The organism is Brachybacterium squillarum M-6-3 (genome assembly GCF_000225825.1).
In the GTDB taxonomy this organism is placed as follows: Bacteria; Actinomycetota; Actinomycetes; order Actinomycetales; family Dermabacteraceae; genus Brachybacterium; species Brachybacterium squillarum.
The window spans coordinates 606,274-625,096 of record NZ_AGBX01000007.1; the positions used below are offsets into that span (position 1 = coordinate 606,274).

Genomic DNA, 18,823 nt, shown 5'->3' on the forward strand with positions numbered 1-18,823 from the left:
GGGTGCGTCGACGTCGGTGCACGAGCTGCAGCGGGGCGCAGGAGCGCCGGGTGCGGGCTCGAGCGGGACGCGGATCAGGCGTGGATCGCCGTCATGGTCTTCACAGGGATGTGTACCGGGGAGTGCTCCGAGGCACTGCGACGGTGCAGACCGGCGATGCCGCCTGGACGCGCGATCAACCTACCACACAGCGGGCGCCGTCCACCCGCAGCGGGACTTCGGCCAGGCGCCAGGCCCGCGGGTCGCCGACCACGCGGCGCACCAGCGGCGCGAGCTCGGCGCGGCGGCCCCGCATCACCAGCACCGAGGGGCCGGCGCCGGAGATCACGGCAGGGTGCCCCTCCTGGCGCAGCACGCGCAGCAGCTCGAGGCTCTCGGGCATACCCTCGCCGCGCTGCTCCTGGTGCAGCCGCTCCTCGGTCGCCTCCAGCAGCAGCTCGGGCTCGGCGGCCAGGGCGTGCACCAGCAGCGCCGCGCGGGCGGCGGTGAAGGCGGCGTCGCGGTGGGGCACCTCGGCGGGCAGCAGACCGCGGGCGGCGTGGGTGGACAGGGTCACGTCGGGCAGCAGCACCAGGGGGGCCAGGGCGTCCTCGGCCACCCGCAGCGAGGCGGTGCGGGCCTGCTCCCCGTGCATCCAGGAGAGCGTGACCCCGCCCAGCAGCGCCGGGGCGGCGTTGTCCGGGTGGCCTTCGATCTCGGTGGCGAGCTGCAGCAGGGTGTCGTCGTCCAGTGCCTCGGGCTCGGCCAGCAGGCCGCGGGCCAGCAGCAGCCCGGCGACGGTGGCGGCGGCGCTCGAGCCGAGGCCGCGGCCGTGCGGGATCCGGTTCACGGTGCGCAGCCGCATCCCGACCTGCGGGGCGCCCACGTGGTCGAGCCCGTGCCGCAGGGAGCGCACCACCAGGTGCTCCTCCCCCGTCGGCACGGTGTCCGCGCCCTGCCCGGTGGCCTCGATGTCCAGGCCCCCGGTGGTCGCCTCCAGCTCGAGGTCGTCCACCAGGTCCAGGGCCAGGCCCAGGGCGTCGAAGCCGGGGCCGAGGTTCGCGGAGGTGGCGGGGACCCGGACGCGGACCCGGGTGTGCTGGATCCTCACAGGCCGATGGCCTCGACCACGGCGCCGAGGTCCACGGGCACCACGGTGGGGGTGAGCTCGTGGCCGCGCAGTGCGGTGTCGATGTCCTTGAGGCCGTTGCCGGTGACGGTGATGACGACGGTGGCGCCCGCGGGCACCTCGCCGCGCTCGGCCTTGGCCAGCAGCCCGGCGACGCCGGCGGCGGAGGCGGGCTCGACGAAGACGCCGACCTCGGCAGCGAGGATCTGCTGGGCGGCGAGGATCTGCTCGTCGGTGACGGCCTCGATCACGCCGCCGGAGGTGTCCCGCGCCTCGACGGCCAGGTGCCAGGAGGCGGGGGCGCCGATGCGGATGGCGGTGGCGACGGTCTCCGGGTTCGGGATCGGGCGCCCGGCCACGAAGGGGGCGGCGCCGGCGGCCTGGAAGCCCCACATGGCGGGGGTCGAGTCCACGACACCCTGCTCGTGGTACTCGCGGTAGCCCATCCAGTAGGCGGAGATGTTGCCGGCGTTGCCGACGGGCAGCAGGTGCAGGTCGGGGGCGCGGCCGAGGGCGTCGCAGACCTCGAAGGCGGCGGTCTTCTGACCCTGCAGGCGGTAGGGGTTCACCGAGTTGACCAGCTCGACGGGGTGCTCGGCGTGGAGCTTGCGGGCGATCTCCAGGCAGTCGTCGAAATTGCCCTGCACCTGCACCAGCTGCGCGCCGTGCACGACGGCCTGGGCGAGCTTCCCGGCGGCGATCTTGCCCTCGGGCAGCAGCACCACGCAGGACATGCCCGCGGCGGTGGCGTAGGCCGCGGCGGAGGCGGAGGTGTTGCCGGTGGAGGCGCCCACCACGGTGGTGGCGCCGTCGGCGAGCGCCTTGGTCATCGCGGAGACCATGCCGCGGTCCTTGAAGGAGCCGGTGGGGTTCTGCCCCTCCACCTTCACGTGCACCTCGGCGCCGGTGCGGCGGGACAGCGCGGGGGCGGCGACGAGCGGGGTGCCGCCCTCCCCCAGGCTCAGCAGGGTGTCGGTCTCGGCGAAGGGCAGGTGCTCGCGGTACTCGGCGAGCACGCCGCGCCACTGGTGGGCCATGCGGGTCATTCTCCTTCGATGCGCAGGACGGAGTCGACGTCCAGGACCGTCGCGGTCCCGGCGAAGTCCGTCAGGGCGGCGGTCATGGCCGATTCGACGGCGGTGTGGGTGGTGATACCGATGTGGGCGCGGGCGGGCTCCTCCCCGTCCTCCAGCAGCTCCTGGTGGATGGTGGAGATGGAGATGCCGTGGGCGGAGAAGGTGCCGGCGATCGCGGCGAGCACGCCGGGCCGGTCCTGCACGGTGAGGGAGACGTAGAAGGCGCTGCGCAGCTCCGCGAGCGGCGCCACGGCCAGCTCGGCGTAGCTGTACTCGCGGGGGCCGACACCGCCGTGCACCCGCTGCCGGGCGGCGGAGACGGCGTCGCCGAGCACGGCGGAGGCGGTGGGGGCGCCTCCCGCGCCCTGGCCGTAGAACATGAGGGAACCGGCGGCGTCGGCCTCGATGAACACGGCGTTGAAGGCCTCGGAGACGGAGGCCAGCGGGTGGGAGGAGGGGATCAGCGCCGGGTAGACGCGGGCGGAGATCCGCTCGGACTCGCCCTCGCCGACGCGCTCGACGATGGAGAGCAGCTTGATGGTGCGGCCCATCCGGGAGGCAGCCGCGATGTCCTGGGCGGAGACCTCGGTGATGCCCTCGCAGTGCACCTCGGAGAGGTTCACCCGGGAGTGGAAGGCGAGGGAGGCGAGGATCGAGGCCTTCGCGGCGGCGTCGTGGCCCTGCACGTCGGCGGTGGGGTCGGCCTCGGCGTAGCCCAGCTCCTGGGCGGAGGCGAGGGCGTCCTGGAAGCTGGCGCCGGTGCGGGTCATCGCGTCGAGCACGTAGTTGGTGGTGCCGTTGACGATGCCGAGCACCCGCTGGATGCGGTCGCCGGCGAGGGACTCGCGCACGGGGCGCACCAGGGGGATCGCGCCGGCGACGGCGGCCTCGAAGTGGAGGTCCACGCCGTGGGCGTCGGCCGCCTCGTAGAGGGTGACGCCGTCCTGGGCCAGCAGCGCCTTGTTGGCGGTGACGACGCTGGCGCCGTGCTCCATGGCCTCGAGCAGCAGGCTGCGGGCGGGCTCGATGCCGCCCATCACCTCGATGACGAGGTCGGCCTGGCGCACCAGGGCGGAGGCGTCGGCGGTGAGCAGCGCGCGGGGCACGTGGGGGCCGCGGTCGCGCTCGAGGTCGCGGGCGGCGACGCCGATCACCTCGAGGCGGGCGCCGATGCGGTGGGCGAGGTCCTCGCCCTGCTCGGCGATCAGGCGGATCACCTCGGTGCCGACGGTGCCGGCGCCGAGCACGGCGACGCGCAGGGCGGGCAGGGAGGCGGGGGACACGGAGGTCATGGGCGTGGTCGTCCTTCCGTGGGAGGTTCGCGGGGCCGTCGTGGGGAGAGGACCCGGGGTCGGGCGCGCGGGGGCGCCCGGGAGGCACTGGCACTGTATCCGAGCGGCGCGGGGCCGGGCGGCGGGGATGAACGGGTGAGACCGGGCGGGCCGCGATCCGGTCGTCCCTGGCCGGCTCAGCCCTGGTCCAGGCCCAGCAGGTCCTCCTCGGTCTCCCGCCGCAGCAGGGTGCGCCAGGCGCCGTCCTTCACGGCGACCACGGGCGGGCGGGGCACGTGGTTGTAGTTGGAGGCCAGGGCGTAGCAGTAGGCGCCGGTGACGGGCACGGAGACCAGGTCCCCGGCCTCGACGTCGGCGGGCAGGTACTCGTCCTTGACCACGATGTCGCCGCTCTCGCAGTGCTTGCCGACCACGCGCACCACCTCGGGGCGCTCCCCCGAGACCCGGTTCGAGAGCAGGCAGGAGTAGTCGGCGTCGTAGAGGGCAGTGCGGATGTTGTCGCTCATGCCGCCGTCCACGGAGACGTACACCCGGTGGTGGGGGCCGCCCAGGCGGACGTCCTTCACGGTGCCGACGGTGTAGAGGGTCTGGGTGGAGGGGCCGGCGATGGCGCGGCCGGGCTCGAAGGAGACGTGGGGCACCGGCAGCTCCGCCTCGTGGCACTGCTTCTCCACGATCCCGGCGATGCCGTCCATCAGCGCCTCGGGCGTGGAGGGCGTGTGCTGGGTGTTGTACATGACGCCGAAGCCGCCGCCCAGGTCGAGCTGGGTGATCGTGTGGCCGAGCTCCTCGCGCACCCGGGCGACCAGGTCGATCACGCGGCGCGCGGCGACCTCGAAGCCGCCGACGTCGAAGATCTGGGAGCCGATGTGGGAGTGCAGGCCCACCAGCTCCAGGTGCGTGGCCTCCAGCGTGCGGCGGATGGCCTCGAAGGCGTCGCCGGCACTGAGGGAGAGGCCGAACTTCTGGTCCTCGTGGGCGGTGGCGATGAACTCGTGGGTGTGCGCCTCGACGCCGGTGGTGATGCGCAGCATCACGGGGGCGGTGGTGCCGAGGGCCGCGGCGATCCGCTCCACCTGGTCGATCTCGCCGAGGGAGTCCACCACGATGCGGCCCACCCCGACCTCGAGGGCGCGGCGGATCTCGGCGTCGGACTTGTTGTTGCCGTGCAGCGCCGTGCGGGCGGGCGGGAAGCCGGCGCGCAGGGCGACGGCGAGCTCGCCGCCGGTGCAGACGTCCAGGCCCAGGCCGTCCTCGTCCACCCAGCGGGCCACCTCGGTGCACAGGAAGGACTTGCCGGCGTAGTAGACCTCTCCCCCGGCGTGGGCGCGGAAGGCCTCAGCGGCGGCGTCGCGGAATCGCCGGGCGCGGGCGCGGAAATCGTCCTCGTCGAGCACGAAGGCGGGGGTGCCGACCTCCTCGGCGAGCCGGGTGACGCTCACGCCGCCCACCTCGACGGCGCCGTCGGCATCGCGGCGGCAGGTCTGCGACCACAGCCCGGGGATCAGGTGGTTGACGTCGGCCGGGTAGGGCAGCCAGGTGGGGGCGGCGTCGTTGCCGTGGAGGGCTCCGGCCTCGTGGGCGCGCATGGTCTCTCCTGGGGGACGGGAACTCAGGGGGCGGGCGGCCGGTGCGGGCGGGTCCGCCGCGCGGGCACCCCAGAACCCTAGACGGGCGCCGCACGGGCTCCGGCGACCGGTCCGGCCCGTGGGCCGACCGCCCGGCGTCCCCGCGTCCCCGCTGCCCCGATTGGTCACCATCCGCGCAGGTCAGCGGGCAGGTGAACACCCCGGGAACGGGACCCCCGCAGCACGGCCGTGAGGCATCGCACTTGATAGCGTGGGTCCCGCCCACCGCCGAGCCGCGACCCCTTGGAGGACCCGCCGTGACCGAAGCCCCCCGCCCCGATGCCCTGCACGAGCTGGTGGTGGTCGCGAACCGGCTGCCGGTGGATGCCCGCACCCTGCCCGACGGGGCCACCGAGTGGGTCACCAGCCCGGGCGGTCTGGTCACCGCGATGGAGTCGGTGATGCGCACGGTCGACTCGGGCGCCTGGGTGGGCTGGGCGGGTTCCGCGGGCGAGGCGCCGGAGCCCTTCGAGGCGGACGGCATGTCCCTGTACCCGGTGGCGCTCGCCCAGGAGGAGGTGGAGAAGTACTACGAGGGCTTCTCCAACGCCACCCTGTGGCCGCTGTACCACGACGTGATCGTCGATCCAGAGTTCCACCGCACCTGGTGGGACGCCTACGTGGCCGCGAACCGTCGCTTCGCGAAGGCCGCGGCGGCGGTGACGGAGCCGGGCGGGATCGTCTGGGTGCACGACTACCAGCTGCAGCTGGTGCCACAGATGATCCGCGAGACCCGCAGCGACGTGCGGATCGGCTTCTTCAACCACATCCCCTTCCCGCCGGTGGAGCTGTTCAGCCAGCTCCCCAAGCGCAACCAGATACTGCGGGGCCTGCTCGGCTCCGACGTGGTCGGCTTCCAGCGCGAGAGCGACGCCCAGAACTTCGTGGCCGCGGTGCGCAAGCTGCTGGGCCATCACGTGGACGGGCAGCGGATCACCGTGCCCGGCCTCGGCTCGGCGCCGGCCCGGGAGGTCGTCGCCCACACCTTCCCGATCTCGATCGACACCCAGGCGGTCTCCGCCCTCACCGAGGACGAGCAGATCCGGGCGCGCGCCCGTCAGCTGCGCGAGGACCTCGGGAACCCGGAGAAGATCGTGCTGGGCGTGGACCGGCTGGACTACACCAAGGGCATCCGCCACCGACTGAAGGCCTGGGGCGAGCTGCTGAACGACGGCGCCGTGGACCCCCGCGAAGTGGTGATGGTGCAGGTCGCCACGCCCTCGCGGGAGCGGGTGGAGGCCTACCGGCAGCTGCGCGACGAGGTGGAGCTGACCGTGGGCCGGATCAACGGCGACCACGCCCCCATCGGCCGTCCCGCCGTGTCCTACCTGCACCGCTCCTTCGACCGGCGCGAGATGACGGCCCTGTTCATGGCCGCCGACGTGGTGCTGGTGACGGCCCTTCGGGACGGCATGAACCTGGTGGCCAAGGAGTACGTGGCCTCCCGCGCCGACGAGCAGGGGGTGCTGGTGCTCTCCGAGTTCGCGGGCGCCGCCGACGAGCTGCGCGCCGCGATCCGGGTGAACCCCCACGACATCGACGACCTGAAGTCCGCGATCCTGCGCGCGCTGAAGCTGCCGGAGGAGGAGCAGCGCGAGGCGATGACCTCCCTGCGCCGACAGGTGGTCGACCACGACGTGCAGGCCTGGGCCCACGCCTTCCTGCAGGAGCTGGAACAGGTGGGCCGCCCCGAGTCGACGACGGTGCCGGTGCGGCTGGCCGGGAACGAGGCGCCTGGGCCGGACGCCCTGGCGGCGGCGCTGGAAGCCTTCGCCGAGGTGCCGCGGATCCTGGTGGCGAGCGACTTCGACGGGGTGCTGGCGCCGATCGTGGCGGACCGCCACGCGGTCGAGGCCGACCACCGCTCCCTCGGCGCGCTGCGGGAGCTGGCGGAGATGGACGGCGCCGCGGTGGCGCTGGTCTCCGGTCGGGCGCTGACGAACCTGGACCACCACACCCGGATGCCGAGCTCGGTGGTGCTGGTGGGCTCGCACGGCGCCGAGGTGGGCGCGCTGCCGCCGTGGATGCACGCGGAGGTGCTGGACTCGGCGGCGCTGACCATGACCGAGGAGAAGGAGCACCTGCTCGCCTCGATCACCCGCACCCTGCACCGGATCGCCGCCGCCCACCCGGGCGCGGAGGTGGAGACGAAGCCCGCGGCGGCCGTCCTGCACACCCGCAACGCCCGCGGCCGCGGCGGCACCAACGCCACCGAGGCGGCGCTGGAGTACGCGCAGACCCTGCCGGACGTGACCGTGACCCCCGGCAAGGAGGTCGTGGAGTTCTCGGTGGTCGACACCTCCAAGGGCATCGCGGTGGAAGCGCTGGCACGGGCCAGCGCCGCCGACGCCATCCTGTACCTGGGCGACGACGTCACCGACGAATCGGTCTTCGGGCGGCTCGGCGAGCGGGACCTCGGCATCAAGGTGGGCGAGGGCGACACCGCCGCGCATCACCGGGTGGCCGACCCGGAGGCGGTGCGCGAGGTTCTGACCCGGATGGCGGAGCTGCGCCGCAGCGCCTGAGCCTCCGGGAGCGGCTGCCTCGCGCGACCTACCGTTCGAGCAGGACGGCTGGCCGCCATCCGCGCACGGCGCTGAGGAGGGTGATCTCCTCCGCCGCCCGCAGGTCGTCCGCCGTGAGCGGACGCTCGGTGATCTCCCCCGCCTCCAGGGCGAGGCGGCGGGCGATGCCTGGCAGCAGGCCGTCGGTGACCGGCGGGGTGACCCAGGTGCCGTCGACGCGGGCGACGAGGGTCGCGATGGTGGTCTCGGTGACCCGGCCGTCCCGGCCGCGCAGGATCACGTCCTCGGCCTCCGGGTGGCGGGCGAGGGCCCGGTCGAGCGCCGCCGTGTAGTGGCCGCGCTCGGTGGTCTTGTGGCGGATCGCGGGCGCCTCGGGATCCTGCACCACGGTGTCCAGGGAGAGCCGCACGGGGCGCTCCGGAGCGGGCGGCTGGGCGCGTACGGTGAGGTCGAGCGCACCGTCCAGCAGCAGGCACGCCCGCAGCACGCCCTCCCCCGCCGCGGCGGCGCACTGCCGGATCTGTGCGGCGAGCGCCTCCCGCTCGGCCTCGATGCCGAAGCGTTCGGCGCCGGCGAGCAGGCGGTCCAGGTGCGCGGCCAGGTGCCGCGGCGCGCCGTCCTGGACGCGCAGGGTCTCGATCAGGCCGAAGCCGGCCAGGTCCCGGTCGGGCTGCGGGGTCGGGGCCGCTCCCCCGGCCAGGGCATCGAGCACGCGGGTCTTGGCGTGCAGCTCGGCCCATTCGGCGGCGGGCTCGGAGGCCCAGGTGATCCCGCTTCCCACGCCGTAGCGGGAGGCACCGGTGGCCCGATCCACCACCAGGGTGCGGATGGCGACGGAGAGCCGTGCGGTGTCCGGCCCGAGCAGGCCGAGGGTGCCGCAGTAGACGCCGCGCGGCTCGGTCTCCAGGGCGGCGAGGTGTCCCATGGTGGCGAGCTTCGGGGCGCCGGTGATGGAGCCGCAGGGGAAGGTGGCCTCCAGCATGTCCTCCAGGCCGGCGCCCGGCCGCGCCCGGGCGGTGACGGTGCTGGTCATCTGCCAGAGGGTCGGATACGGCTCGACGGCGAGCAGCGAGGGCACGTCCACGCTGCCGGGGACGGCGAGACGGGCCAGGTCATTGCGCAGCAGGTCGGTGATCATCACGTTCTCCGCGCGCTCCTTGGCGCTGGCGCGGAGGTCGGCGCGGGCGGCGGCGTCGGCCGCGGGGCCCTCGCCGCGGGCGGCGGTGCCCTTCATCGGCGTGGTGGTGATCCGCTGGCCCTCGCGCTGCAGGAACAGCTCGGGGCTGGCGGAGAGGATCGCCTGCCCGCCGAGGTCGAGCCAGCAGGCGTGGGCGGCGTGTTGGGCGGCGGCGAGGTCCCGGTAGGCGGCGAGCAGGTCGCCGCCCAGGTGTCCGTGCAGCATGGTGGTGAGGTTCGCCTGGTAGGTCTCCCCCGCGGCGATCGCGGCCCGCACCCGCTGCACGGCGGCGGCGTGCTCGGACTCCTCCCAGGCCCACTGCCACGGCTCGGCCTGGTAACCGCCGAGGCCCTGCGGCAACTCGGCGAGGTAGGGCACCTCTCGCGGCGGGTCGCAGAGCCCGAACCATGCCAGCGGCTCCGGGGCGCGGCCGGGTTGCACCCGCGCGGCGGGATCGAAGGCCGCAGCCGCCTCGTACGAGAGCATCACCACCGCCCAGGCGCCCCCGTCGACGGCCGCCTGCACCCGACGCAGCGCCGGACGCAGCTCCGCGGGGCGATCGACGACGATCGCCTCGTCCACCGCATCGACGATCAGGGAGCGGCCGCGGGCGGCATCGTCGAACCGCGCCCGCGGCGCGAGGAACTCACGGCGCGCGGGGGGCACGCTCAGGGGACGATCGAGTCGACGTAGCCGCCGTCCACCCGCACCGCCGCACCGGTCGTCGCCGAGGCCAGCGGGGAGGCGAGGTAGGCCACCAGGTGGGCGATCTCGGCGGGCTCGATGAGGCGCTGCAGCAGGGACTGCGGGCGGTGGGCGCGCATGAACTCGCGCTGGGCCTCGTCCCAGGGCAGGGAGGCGTCCACCATCTCGTACACGAAGTCCTCCACGCCCGGGGTGTGGGTGGGGCCGGCGATCACGGAGTTCACGGTGACGCCGGAGCCGGCGGCCTCCTTGGCGTAGCCGCGGGAGACGGCCAGCAGCGCGGTCTTGGACATGCCGTAGTGGATCATCTCCGCGGGGATCACCAGAGCGGAGTCGCTGGCGATCGACAGCACCCGGCCCCAGCCTCGCGCCATCATCCCGGGCAGCGCCAGGCGGATCAGGCGGGCCGCGGCCAGCACGTTCACCTCGAAGTAGCGCAGCCACTCCTCGTCGGTGACCTCCAGGGCCAGGGTGGCGCCGAAGATGCCGAGGTTGTTGACCAGCACGTCCACCTCGCCGGTCGCCGCGAGCACCGCCTCGGCGCCCTCGGCCGCGGTGACGTCGCCGGCGGCGGCCACGAGGCGACGCTCGGGGTTCTCGGCGCGCAGCTCCGCGATGGTGGACTCGACCGTCTCGGCGCGGCGGCCGTTGATGGCGACGGTCGCGCCGGCGTCGGCGAGGTCGGCGGCGATGGCGCGGCCGATGCCCTGGGTGGAGCCGGTGACGAGGGCGGTGCGGGAGCTGAGGTCGATCTGCATGGCCTCACGGTACTGCCCGGACGTGCCGCGAGGCCCGCCACCGTGATGGTGACGGGCCTCGGGGCATCCGGTGCCCGCGACAGGATTCGAACCTACGACCTTCTGCTCCGGAGGCAGACGCTCTATCCACTGAGCTACGCGGGCGGACCTCGGAAGTCTAGCAAGGGGCGGGGGTCGCGCGAGCGCACGCACCGGCCGCGCGGGACGGGAGTGAGAGAGGACTCACCGCGGCAGCGGGAGCTGCGCGCCGTGCAGCACGGCGGAGGGGTCCGCGGCGATGCCGAGCCCGCTGGCCTCGGCGCCGGAGCGCACCAGCAGGTCCCCGACCGCGGCGATCATCGCGCCGTTGTCGGTGCACAGCCGCGGCGGCGGCACCCGCAGCTCGATGCCGGCGGCGGCGCAGCGCTCGGCGGCGACCTCCCGCAGTCGGGCGTTCGCGGCCACGCCGCCGACGATGACCATGGTGCCCAGGTCCCGCTCCTGCACGGCGCGGATCGCCTTGGTGACCAGCACGTCCACCACGGCCTGCTCGAAGGAGGCGGCGATGTCGGCCACGGGCACCTCGTCCCCGGCGCGGCGGATGGTCTCCACGGTGCGGGCGACGGCGGTCTTCAGCCCGGAGAAGGAGAAGGAGAAGGGGGCATCGCCCGGCCGCAGCATGGCGCGGGGGAAGGCGAAGGCGGTGGGGTCGCCGGTGGAGGCGGCGCGGGAGATCGCGGGGCCGCCCGGGTAGCCGAGGCCCAGCAGGCGGGCCACCTTGTCGAAGGCCTCCCCGGCGGCATCGTCCAGAGTGTCGCCGAGGTGCTCGATGGGGTCGCGCACCAGGTCGCCGACGGCGAGGATCGAGGTGTGCCCGCCGGAGACGATCAGCACGATGCTCTGCGCGGGCAGCGGACCGTGCTCGAGGGTGTCGGCGGCGGCGTGACCGGCCAGGTGGTGCACCCCGTACAGCGGCACGTCCAGCGACCAGGCGACCGACTTCGCGGCGGCGAGGCCGACGTGCACGGCGGTGGCCAGGCCCGGCCCGGAGGTCGCGGCGACGTGGGTGATGTCCCCGAGCTCGACGCCGGCGTCGGCCAGGGCGATCCGCAGGGTCGGCACGGCCGCCTCGAGATGGGCACGGGCCGCGATCTCGGGCACCACCCCTCCGAAGTCGGCGTGCTGGGAGGCGCTGGAGGCGAGACCCTGCCCGAGCAGGACGCCCCCGGAGACCAGGCCGAAGCCGGTCTCGTCGCAGGAGGACTCGACGCCGAGGACGAGCGGCGTGCGGGTCACCGCAGCAGCGACATCGGGTCGGAGTAGTTCCCGGCCTCGTCCATCTTGGAGAAGTGCAGGTGGCAGCCGGTGGAGCGACCGGTGGAGCCGACGTAGCCGACGGTGTCGCCCTGGGCGACGGTGGCGCCCACCGAGGTGTTGAAGCCCTGCAGGTGGTAGTAGCCGGTGACGACGCCGTTGCCGTGGTCGATCTTCACCCGGTTGCCGGAGGCGCTGTGGTATTCGACGGCCACGACGGTGCCGGCGGCGGCGGCCTTGACGGGGGTGCCGCAGGTGGCGCCGAAGTCCACGCCGTCGTGCATCTTGCTGGTGCCGAGCACGGGGTGGGTGCGGTAGCCGTAGCCGGAGGTGGTGGGCGCGTTCACCGGGGCGATGTAGCCGGTGGAGCTGGCCGGGGCGGACTCCTCGGTGCCCCCGGCGCCCTCCTCGGCGGCCTCGTCGCTGGAGGCGGCGGCCTCGGTGACCTCGGGCTCAGGCTCGGGGACCTCGACGGAGAGCTCGGTGGCCTCGACGGCGGCGACGCCGGTGGCGGTCGCCCCCTCGGCCCCCTCCGCGTCCTCGGTGCTCTCGGCGTCCTCGCGGTCCTCGGAGCGGGAGGCGTCCTCGTCCTCGCGGGCCTCGGGCGTGGAGGCGACGGGCAGCTCGACGGCGGCGGCCTCGACCTCGACGGGGGCCTCGGCGGTGACGGTGTCGGCGACGGCGGTGCCGGCGTCCTCGACCCCGGCGGCGGCCGCGGCCAGCGGCGCGGCGATGGTGGCGGTCGCCAGGGCGCCGAGCACCCCGACCTTGACCAGGCCGGCGGGGAGGGCGGCCTCGCAGTGGGTGCCGCCGCTCAGGCGGCGCTTGCGCACATGGGCGCGTCCGTCGGCGCGATGATTCGCCACTGGTGACCTGCTTCCGTCGTGGGGTGGGGCGTCAGGGGATGCGGGGGAACTGCCGGATGGGGGTCCGTGACGCCGAACGGGGAAGGAGGGCGGGTCATCGAACTGCCCCGCCAATCTAGGGGCGTCCCGCCGGGACCTCCGAGGCCGTCAACTGGCCTTTTGCAGATTCTTTGCCGAGCGCCCCGGGGGTGAGGGGACCTCTTGACGCTGGCGCCACAGCCTGCAGCGACACGGGTGATGCACCCCACTTCCCACCGGGGTCGCGTGCAGGGTTCGTGGAGGGGGCGGGGAGCCCCGGGGCAGGGGCGCCGCCCGGCCGGTCCCGGTGAGGGCCCGCGGTCTACAGTGGCGGCATGTCGACGCCCGAGAGTTCCGCCGTGTCCGGCGCCGCCTCCGCGAGCGGCCCGGACGGCCCCGAGTCCCCCGTGCGTGTGGTGGTGGTCGAGGACGAGCCCACCATCACCCGCGCCATCGCCGACCGCCTCGCCGCCGAGGGGTGGGAGGTCACCACCGCCGGCGACGGCCCCTCCGGGGTGCGCACCGTCGAGGAGGTGCGGCCCGACGTGGTGGTGCTCGACGTGATGCTGCCCGGATTCGACGGTCTCGAGGTGTGCCGGCGGATCCAGGCCGCAGAACCGGTGCCGGTGCTCATGCTGACCGCCCGCGACGACGAGACCGACATGCTGGTGGGACTCGGCGTCGGCGCCGACGACTACATGACCAAGCCCTTCTCCATGCGGGAGCTGGTGGCCCGGCTGAAGGCCCTGCTGCGCCGGGTGCGTCAGGCCCCGGCGCCCGCCGCGCCCGCGGAGCAGCAGATGGCGCTGCAGATCGGTGACCTGGTGATCGACCGCGCCGGGCGACGGGTGATGCGCGCCGGGGTGCCCGCGCACCTCACCCCCACCGAGTTCGACCTGCTGCTGTGCCTGGCGAGCGCCCCGGGCACCGTGCTGACCCGCGAGCAGCTGCTGGCGGATGTCTGGGACTGGGTGGACGCCACCGGCACCCGCACCGTCGACTCCCACGTCAAGGCGCTGCGCCGGAAGCTGGGCTCCGACCTGGTGCGCACGGTGCACGGCGTGGGCTACGCCCTCGAGCACCCCGAGCAGGTGCCGACCTCCCCCGCCACCCCCGAGCTGCCGGAGGAGCCGGAGCGGCCATGACCTCCTCCGATCCCGCCGGCTCCGATCCCACCGGGCTGCCGGGCGGGTCGGCCCCGCGCGGCAGCGTCCCGCCGCGGCGCTGGGTGGGCCCGCAGGTGCGCACGGCCGCCCGTCGCCGGGTCGAGGAGACCCTGGACGTGCGACCGCTGGACAGCGTGCGCTCCTTCAAGGTGAAGCTCGGTGTGCTGGTGGTCACCGTCGTCACCGGCGCCGCGGGGTTCACCTGGTTGGGCAGCGCCGTGGGCCTGACCCCGCTGCTGACGATCCCGGTGGTGGTGCTGACCGCCCTGGTGTTCACCCAGATCATGGCGCGCGGCATGACCTCCCCGCTGCGGGAGATGACCCGGGCCGCGCAGGCGATGGCGCGCGGCGACTACACCCGCCGTGTCCACGCCACCAGCCGCGACGAGGTGGGCCAGCTCGCGGCGGCCTTCACCACGATGGCGGCGGAGCTGGAGCAGACCGACCGGATGCGCCGCGACCTGGTCGCGAACGTCTCCCACGAGCTGCGCACCCCGGTGGCCGGGCTGCGGGCGCAGTTGGAGAACCTGGTGGACGGCGTGACCGAGCCGGACCCGGCCGCGCTGGAGGTGGCCCTCGCCGAGACGGAGCGGCTCTCCCAGCTGGTGGATCACCTGCTGGACCTCTCCCGGCTGGACGCGGGCGTGGTGGAGCTGGACCTGGAGCGGATCGAGCTGACGCCTTTCCTGCACGAGGTGGTCGATGCGGCCTCCCTCGCCGCCGGTGACCGGGACGTGCGCTGGATCGTCGCCGTGGACCCGCCGGACCTGGAGGCGGTGGCCGATGCGGCCCGTCTGCACCAGGTGATCCACAACCTGCTGGACAACGCCGCCCGCCACTCCCCCGCCGGCGGACGCATCCACGTGCGCGCCGGAGCCACCGGCGAGGGCGGGGTGCGGATCACGGTGCACGACGAGGGCCCCGGCATCGCCAAGGAGGACCGCGACCGGGTCTTCGAGCGCTTCCAGCGCGGCGGCATCGCCGACAGCTCCGGCGGCACCGGGCTGGGCCTCGCGATCGCCCGCTGGGCGGTGGGGCTGCACGGCGGCGAGATCGAGGTGCTCGACGACCCCCGCGAGGCGCAGGCCCGCAGCGGCCGCTCCTCCCTGATCCGGGTGACGCTGCCCGGCCCCGAGGAGGAGGCGCACCCCCTGGATCCGGTCGCCGCGGCCGCCGTCGGGATGCTCCCGAGCCGCGACACCGAGGCCCGGGTCTGGCCCGGCGCCGTGACCCGAACGTGACCTCGACCACGACCCGGACCAAGGTCCTGCAGGGCCCGGACCGGACGCTCCGCCCTCGGCTAGGGTGGAGCCATCCACATCACCCGACCGCGTGAAGGCTGGCGATCTCCCGGTGTCACAGACGACACAGAGCTCCGATTCGTCCCCCACCGGGGATTTCGGACCGAACCAATGGCTCGTGGACGCGCTCCGCGAGCAATGGCAGCAGGACCCCTCGAGCGTCGACCCCAGCTGGGCCGAGTACTTCGCGGGCAGCACCTCCCCGGAGCCGGAGACCGCCCCCTCCGACGACGCCCCCGCCGATCCCGCGCCTGAGCCTGAGCCTGAGCCTGCCCAGGAGGCCGCGCCGGAGCCGGAGCAGACCGCGGAGCCCGCCGAGAGCTCCGCCCCCCAGACCACCCGCGCGGCCGCCGCCGCGACCCCCGCCGAGAAGGAACCCGCGCCCGTGACCGAGTCCCGCCCGTCCTCCGCGTCCACCCCCGCCGCCCGCGCGGACGGCGTCTCCACCACCTCGGACCGTCCGGCGAAGGTCCCCACCACCACCTCGCAGATCCCCGCCGTGGAGCTGCGCGAGCCCGAGGTGCAGAAGCTGCGCGGCCCCGCCGCCGCCGTGGTGCGCAACATGGACGAGTCCCTCAAGGTCCCCACCGCGACCTCGGTGCGCGACGTGCCGGTGAAGCTGCTGTTCGACAACCGCATCGTCATCAACAACCACCTCAAGCGCCACCGTGCCGGCAAGGTCTCCTTCACCCATCTGATCGGCTGGGCGATGGTCGAGGCCGTCGCCGAGGTCGGCGACATGAACAACGGCTTCGACGTCGACGACAAGGGCAAGCCCGTGATGCTGGTGCGGGAGGACGTGAATTTCGGCCTCGCCATCGACATGCCCCGCCCCGACGGCTCCCGCGGCCTGGTGGTCCCCAACATCAAGGCGGCCCAGCGCTTCGACTTCCGCGGCTTCTGGAAGGCCTACGAGGAGGTCGTCCGCAAGGCCCGCGCCGGCAAGCTCACGATGGACGACTTCACGGGCACCACGGTCTCGCTGACCAACCCCGGCGGCATCGGCACCGTGCACTCCATCCCCCGCCTGATGAGCGGCCAGGGCACCATCGTCGGCGTCGGCGCGATGGACTACCCGGCCCAGTTCCAGGGCGCCAGCCAGGCCACCCTCGCGGATCTCGCCGTCTCCAAGGTCACCACCCTGACCTCGACCTACGACCACCGCATCATCCAGGGCGCCGCCTCCGGCGAGTTCCTGAAGAGGATCGCGGACAAGCTGCTGGGCAAGGACGGCTTCTACGACCGCGTCTTCACCTCGCTGCGCATCCCCTACCAGCCGGTGCGATGGGTGCAGGACAACCCGCTGACCTTCACCCCCTCGGAGCGGCTGGCCCGGGTGATGGACCTGATCCACTCCTACCGCGTGCGCGGCCACCTGATGGCCGACACCGACCCGCTGCAGTACCGGGTACGGCACCACCCCGACCTCGACGTCGAGTCCTACGGCCTGACCCTGTGGGACCTTGACCGCTCCTTCCCGACCCGCGGCCTGGGCGGCCAGGACGAGATGACCCTGCGGGACATCCTCGGGGTGCTGCGCGACTCCTACTGCCGCTCCATCGGCATCGAGTACATGCACATCACCGACACCGAGGAGCGCGCCTGGCTGCAGCGGGAGATGGAGACCCCGCGCACGCCCTTCGACAAGGCCGAGCTCACCCACATCATGGATCGCCTCAACGCCGCCGAGGCCTTCGAGACCTTCCTGCAGACCAAGTTCGTCGGCCAGAAGCGCTTCTCCCTGGAGGGCGGCGAGTCCGTCATCCCGATGCTCGACGCGGTCCTGGACGCCGCCGCCCACCAGCACCTGGACGAGGTCTGCATCGGCATGGCCCACCGCGGCCGGCTGAACGTGCTCTCCAACCTGGCGGGCAAGAGCTACGCCCAGATCTTCCAGGAGTTCGAGGGCAACGTCGGCGCCTCCGTCGGCTCCGGCGACGTGAAGTACCACCTGGGCACCGAGGGCACGTACACCGCCACCGACGGCGAGACCACGAAGGTCTACCTGGCGGCGAACCCCTCCCACCTGGAGGCCGTGAACCCGGTGCTCGAGGGCATCGTGCGCGCCAAGCAGGACCGCCTGGAGCAGCCCGCGGACTTCCCGGTGCTGCCGATCCTGCTGCACGGCGACGCGGCCTTCGCGGGCCAGGGCGTGGTCACCGAGACCCTGAACCTCTCGGAGCTGCGCGGCTACCGCACCGGCGGCACGATCCACGTGATCATCAACAACCAGATCGGCTTCACCACGCTGCCGGACTCCTCGCGCTCGTCCTTCTACTCCACGGACGTCGCCAAGTCCACGCAGCTGCCGATCTTCCACGTCAACGGGGACGACCCGGAGGCCTGCGTGCGGGTCGCCGAGATCGCCTTCCGCTACCGCGAGACCTTCCACCGCGACGTGGTCATCGACATGGTCTGCTACCGCCGCCGCGGTCACAACGAGGGCGACGACCCCTCGATGACCCAGCCGCAGATGTACCAGCTGATCCAGGGCAAGCCCTCCACCCGCAAGCAGTACATGGAGGCCCTGATCGAGCGCGGCGAGCTCACCGAGGAGGAGACCGAGGGCCTGGTCGCCAACTTCCAGGACCACCTGGACGAGGCCTTCGCCGCCACCCGCGACGACACCGAGCGCCCCCGGGTCGACCCCGACTCGGCGGTGCAGGGCCTGGACCTGCCGGCCTCGCAGCGCTCCACCGAGGTCTCCGGCGGGGAGGACACCGCCGTGGACGCGGGCGTGCTGGAGCGCATCGGCGCCGCCTACTCCGAGGTTCCCGAGGGCTTCACCGTCCACCCGAAGCTGACGCAGCTCACCGCGAAGCGCACCCAGATGTCCACCGAGGGCGGGATCGACTGGGCCTTCGGCGAGCTGCTGGCCTTCGGCTCGCTGCTGATGGAGGGCCGCCGGGTGCGCCTGGCCGGCCAGGACTCCCGCCGCGGCACCTTCGTGCAGCGTCACAGCGTGCTCATCGACCACGAGACCGGGGAGACCTGGACCCCGCTGATGTACCTCACCGACGGGCAGGCACGCTTCAACGTCTACGACTCCTCGCTCTCGGAGTTCGCGGCGCTGGGCTTCGAGTACGGCTACTCCGTGGAGAGCCCGAACTCGCTGGTGCTGTGGGAGGCGCAGTTCGGCGACTTCGTCAGCGGCGCCCAGACGATCATCGACGAGTTCATCTCCGCCTCCGAGCAGAAGTGGGGCCAGAACTCGAGCGTGGTCATGCTGCTGCCGCACGGCTACGAGGGCCAGGGGCCGGACCACTCCTCCGCCCGGATCGAGCGTTTCCTGCAGCTGTGCGCGGAGGAGAACATGCGGGTCGCGGCGCCGTCCACCCCGGCGAGCTACTTCCATCTGCTTCGCAAGCAGGCGCTCACCGCGCCGCGCAAGCCGCTGATCGTCTTCACCCCGAAGTCGATGCTGCGCAACAAGCATGCGGTCAGCCCGGTCGAGGACTTCACCAGCGGCGGCTTCCGCCCGGTGCTGCCCGACACCACGGTCGACCCCGACAAGGTCACCAAGGTGCTGCTGACCTCCGGGAAGGTGTACTGGGACCTGGTGGCGCGCCGCGAGAAGGAGGGCGCCGAGCACCTGGCGATCGTCCGCCTCGAGCAGCTCTACCCGCTGCCCGGCGAGGAGCTCTCCGAGGTGCTGTCCGCGTACCCGGACGCCGAGCTCACCTGGGTGCAGGAGGAGCCGGAGAACCAGGGCGCCTGGAGCTTCATGGCGATGAACCTTCCCGGGGCGATCGGCCGCACCCTGCGGGTGGTGGCCCGGGCGGCCTCGGCCTCCCCCGCCACCGGCTCCGCCACGGCCCACAAGGCCGAGCAGGAGGACCTGATCCGCCGCGCCATCGGCGGCTGATCGCCCACCGATCATCAGGGCCCCGATCCTTCGGGGGCGCCGGGC

The 18,823-nt window shown here is 73.6% G+C and carries 12 protein-coding genes and 1 tRNA gene; 4 read left to right on the forward strand and 9 right to left on the reverse strand.

Annotated features, from left to right (window positions below):
- Positions 1 to 175 precede the first annotated feature (175 nt).
- The 4 genes from thrB to lysA all read right to left on the reverse strand — a co-directional run bounded on the left by thrB (position 176) and on the right by lysA (position 5,065).
- A complete protein-coding gene (thrB, locus tag OM98_RS12415; protein ID WP_010534956.1) occupies positions 176 to 1,090 on the reverse strand; it encodes a homoserine kinase in 915 nt (304 codons plus the stop codon).
- Positions 1,087 to 2,145, reverse strand: coding sequence for a threonine synthase (gene thrC, locus OM98_RS12420; protein WP_010534957.1), 1,059 nt, complete (start codon positions 2,143 to 2,145; stop codon positions 1,087 to 1,089). The genes thrB and thrC overlap by 4 nt, the downstream gene beginning before the upstream one ends.
- 5 nt (positions 2,146 to 2,150) lie before the next feature.
- Positions 2,151 to 3,476 (reverse strand): homoserine dehydrogenase, encoded by a 1,326-nt coding sequence (locus OM98_RS12425; protein WP_010534958.1) that lies wholly within the window; start codon positions 3,474 to 3,476, stop codon positions 2,151 to 2,153.
- A 176-nt stretch (positions 3,477 to 3,652) separates the two neighbouring features.
- On the reverse strand, positions 3,653 to 5,065 hold the full coding sequence (gene lysA / locus OM98_RS12430) for a diaminopimelate decarboxylase (RefSeq protein ID WP_010534959.1): 1,413 nt from the start codon (positions 5,063 to 5,065) through the stop codon (positions 3,653 to 3,655).
- Positions 5,066 to 5,361: 296 nt separating this feature from the next.
- On the opposite strand from lysA, the gene OM98_RS12435 reads away from it, so the two are divergent.
- The gene (locus OM98_RS12435; RefSeq protein WP_010534960.1) at positions 5,362 to 7,629 is read left to right on the forward strand and encodes a bifunctional alpha,alpha-trehalose-phosphate synthase (UDP-forming)/trehalose-phosphatase; all 2,268 of its coding nucleotides are present in this window, start codon (positions 5,362 to 5,364) and stop codon (positions 7,627 to 7,629) included.
- A gap of 28 nt (positions 7,630 to 7,657) precedes the next feature.
- Here OM98_RS12435 and pabB read toward each other — a convergent pair whose 3' ends face one another.
- From pabB to OM98_RS12460, 5 genes are all read right to left on the reverse strand, one after another.
- Complete coding sequence (pabB, locus tag OM98_RS12440) at positions 7,658 to 9,472, reverse strand: aminodeoxychorismate synthase component I (protein ID WP_010534961.1); 1,815 nt, start codon at positions 9,470 to 9,472, stop codon at positions 7,658 to 7,660.
- Between the two features lie 2 nt (positions 9,473 to 9,474).
- Positions 9,475 to 10,269: an SDR family NAD(P)-dependent oxidoreductase gene (locus OM98_RS12445; protein WP_010534962.1), complete on the reverse strand. Its 795-nt coding sequence runs from the start codon at positions 10,267 to 10,269 to the stop codon at positions 9,475 to 9,477.
- Between the two features lie 71 nt (positions 10,270 to 10,340).
- A tRNA-Arg gene (locus tag OM98_RS12450) sits at positions 10,341 to 10,413 on the reverse strand.
- Positions 10,414 to 10,491: 78 nt separating this feature from the next.
- The gene (tsaD, locus tag OM98_RS12455) at positions 10,492 to 11,544 is read right to left on the reverse strand and encodes a tRNA (adenosine(37)-N6)-threonylcarbamoyltransferase complex transferase subunit TsaD (RefSeq protein ID WP_010534963.1); all 1,053 of its coding nucleotides are present in this window, start codon (positions 11,542 to 11,544) and stop codon (positions 10,492 to 10,494) included.
- A complete protein-coding gene (locus OM98_RS12460) occupies positions 11,541 to 12,428 on the reverse strand; it encodes a M23 family metallopeptidase (RefSeq protein ID WP_245528776.1) in 888 nt (295 codons plus the stop codon). Before OM98_RS12460 ends, tsaD begins: the two co-directional genes overlap by 4 nt.
- Positions 12,429 to 12,781: 353 nt before the next feature.
- On the opposite strand from OM98_RS12460, the gene OM98_RS12465 reads away from it, so the two are divergent.
- From OM98_RS12465 to OM98_RS12475, 3 genes are all read left to right on the forward strand, one after another.
- Entirely contained in the window at positions 12,782 to 13,591 is an 810-nt protein-coding gene (locus tag OM98_RS12465; RefSeq protein ID WP_050812668.1) for a response regulator transcription factor, read from the forward strand.
- The gene (locus OM98_RS12470; protein WP_010534966.1) at positions 13,588 to 14,853 is read left to right on the forward strand and encodes a HAMP domain-containing sensor histidine kinase; all 1,266 of its coding nucleotides are present in this window, start codon (positions 13,588 to 13,590) and stop codon (positions 14,851 to 14,853) included. The genes OM98_RS12465 and OM98_RS12470 overlap by 4 nt, the downstream gene beginning before the upstream one ends.
- A gap of 112 nt (positions 14,854 to 14,965) precedes the next feature.
- Positions 14,966 to 18,778: a multifunctional oxoglutarate decarboxylase/oxoglutarate dehydrogenase thiamine pyrophosphate-binding subunit/dihydrolipoyllysine-residue succinyltransferase subunit gene (locus OM98_RS12475; RefSeq protein WP_029362848.1), complete on the forward strand. Its 3,813-nt coding sequence runs from the start codon at positions 14,966 to 14,968 to the stop codon at positions 18,776 to 18,778.
- Positions 18,779 to 18,823: the final 45 nt, after the last annotated feature.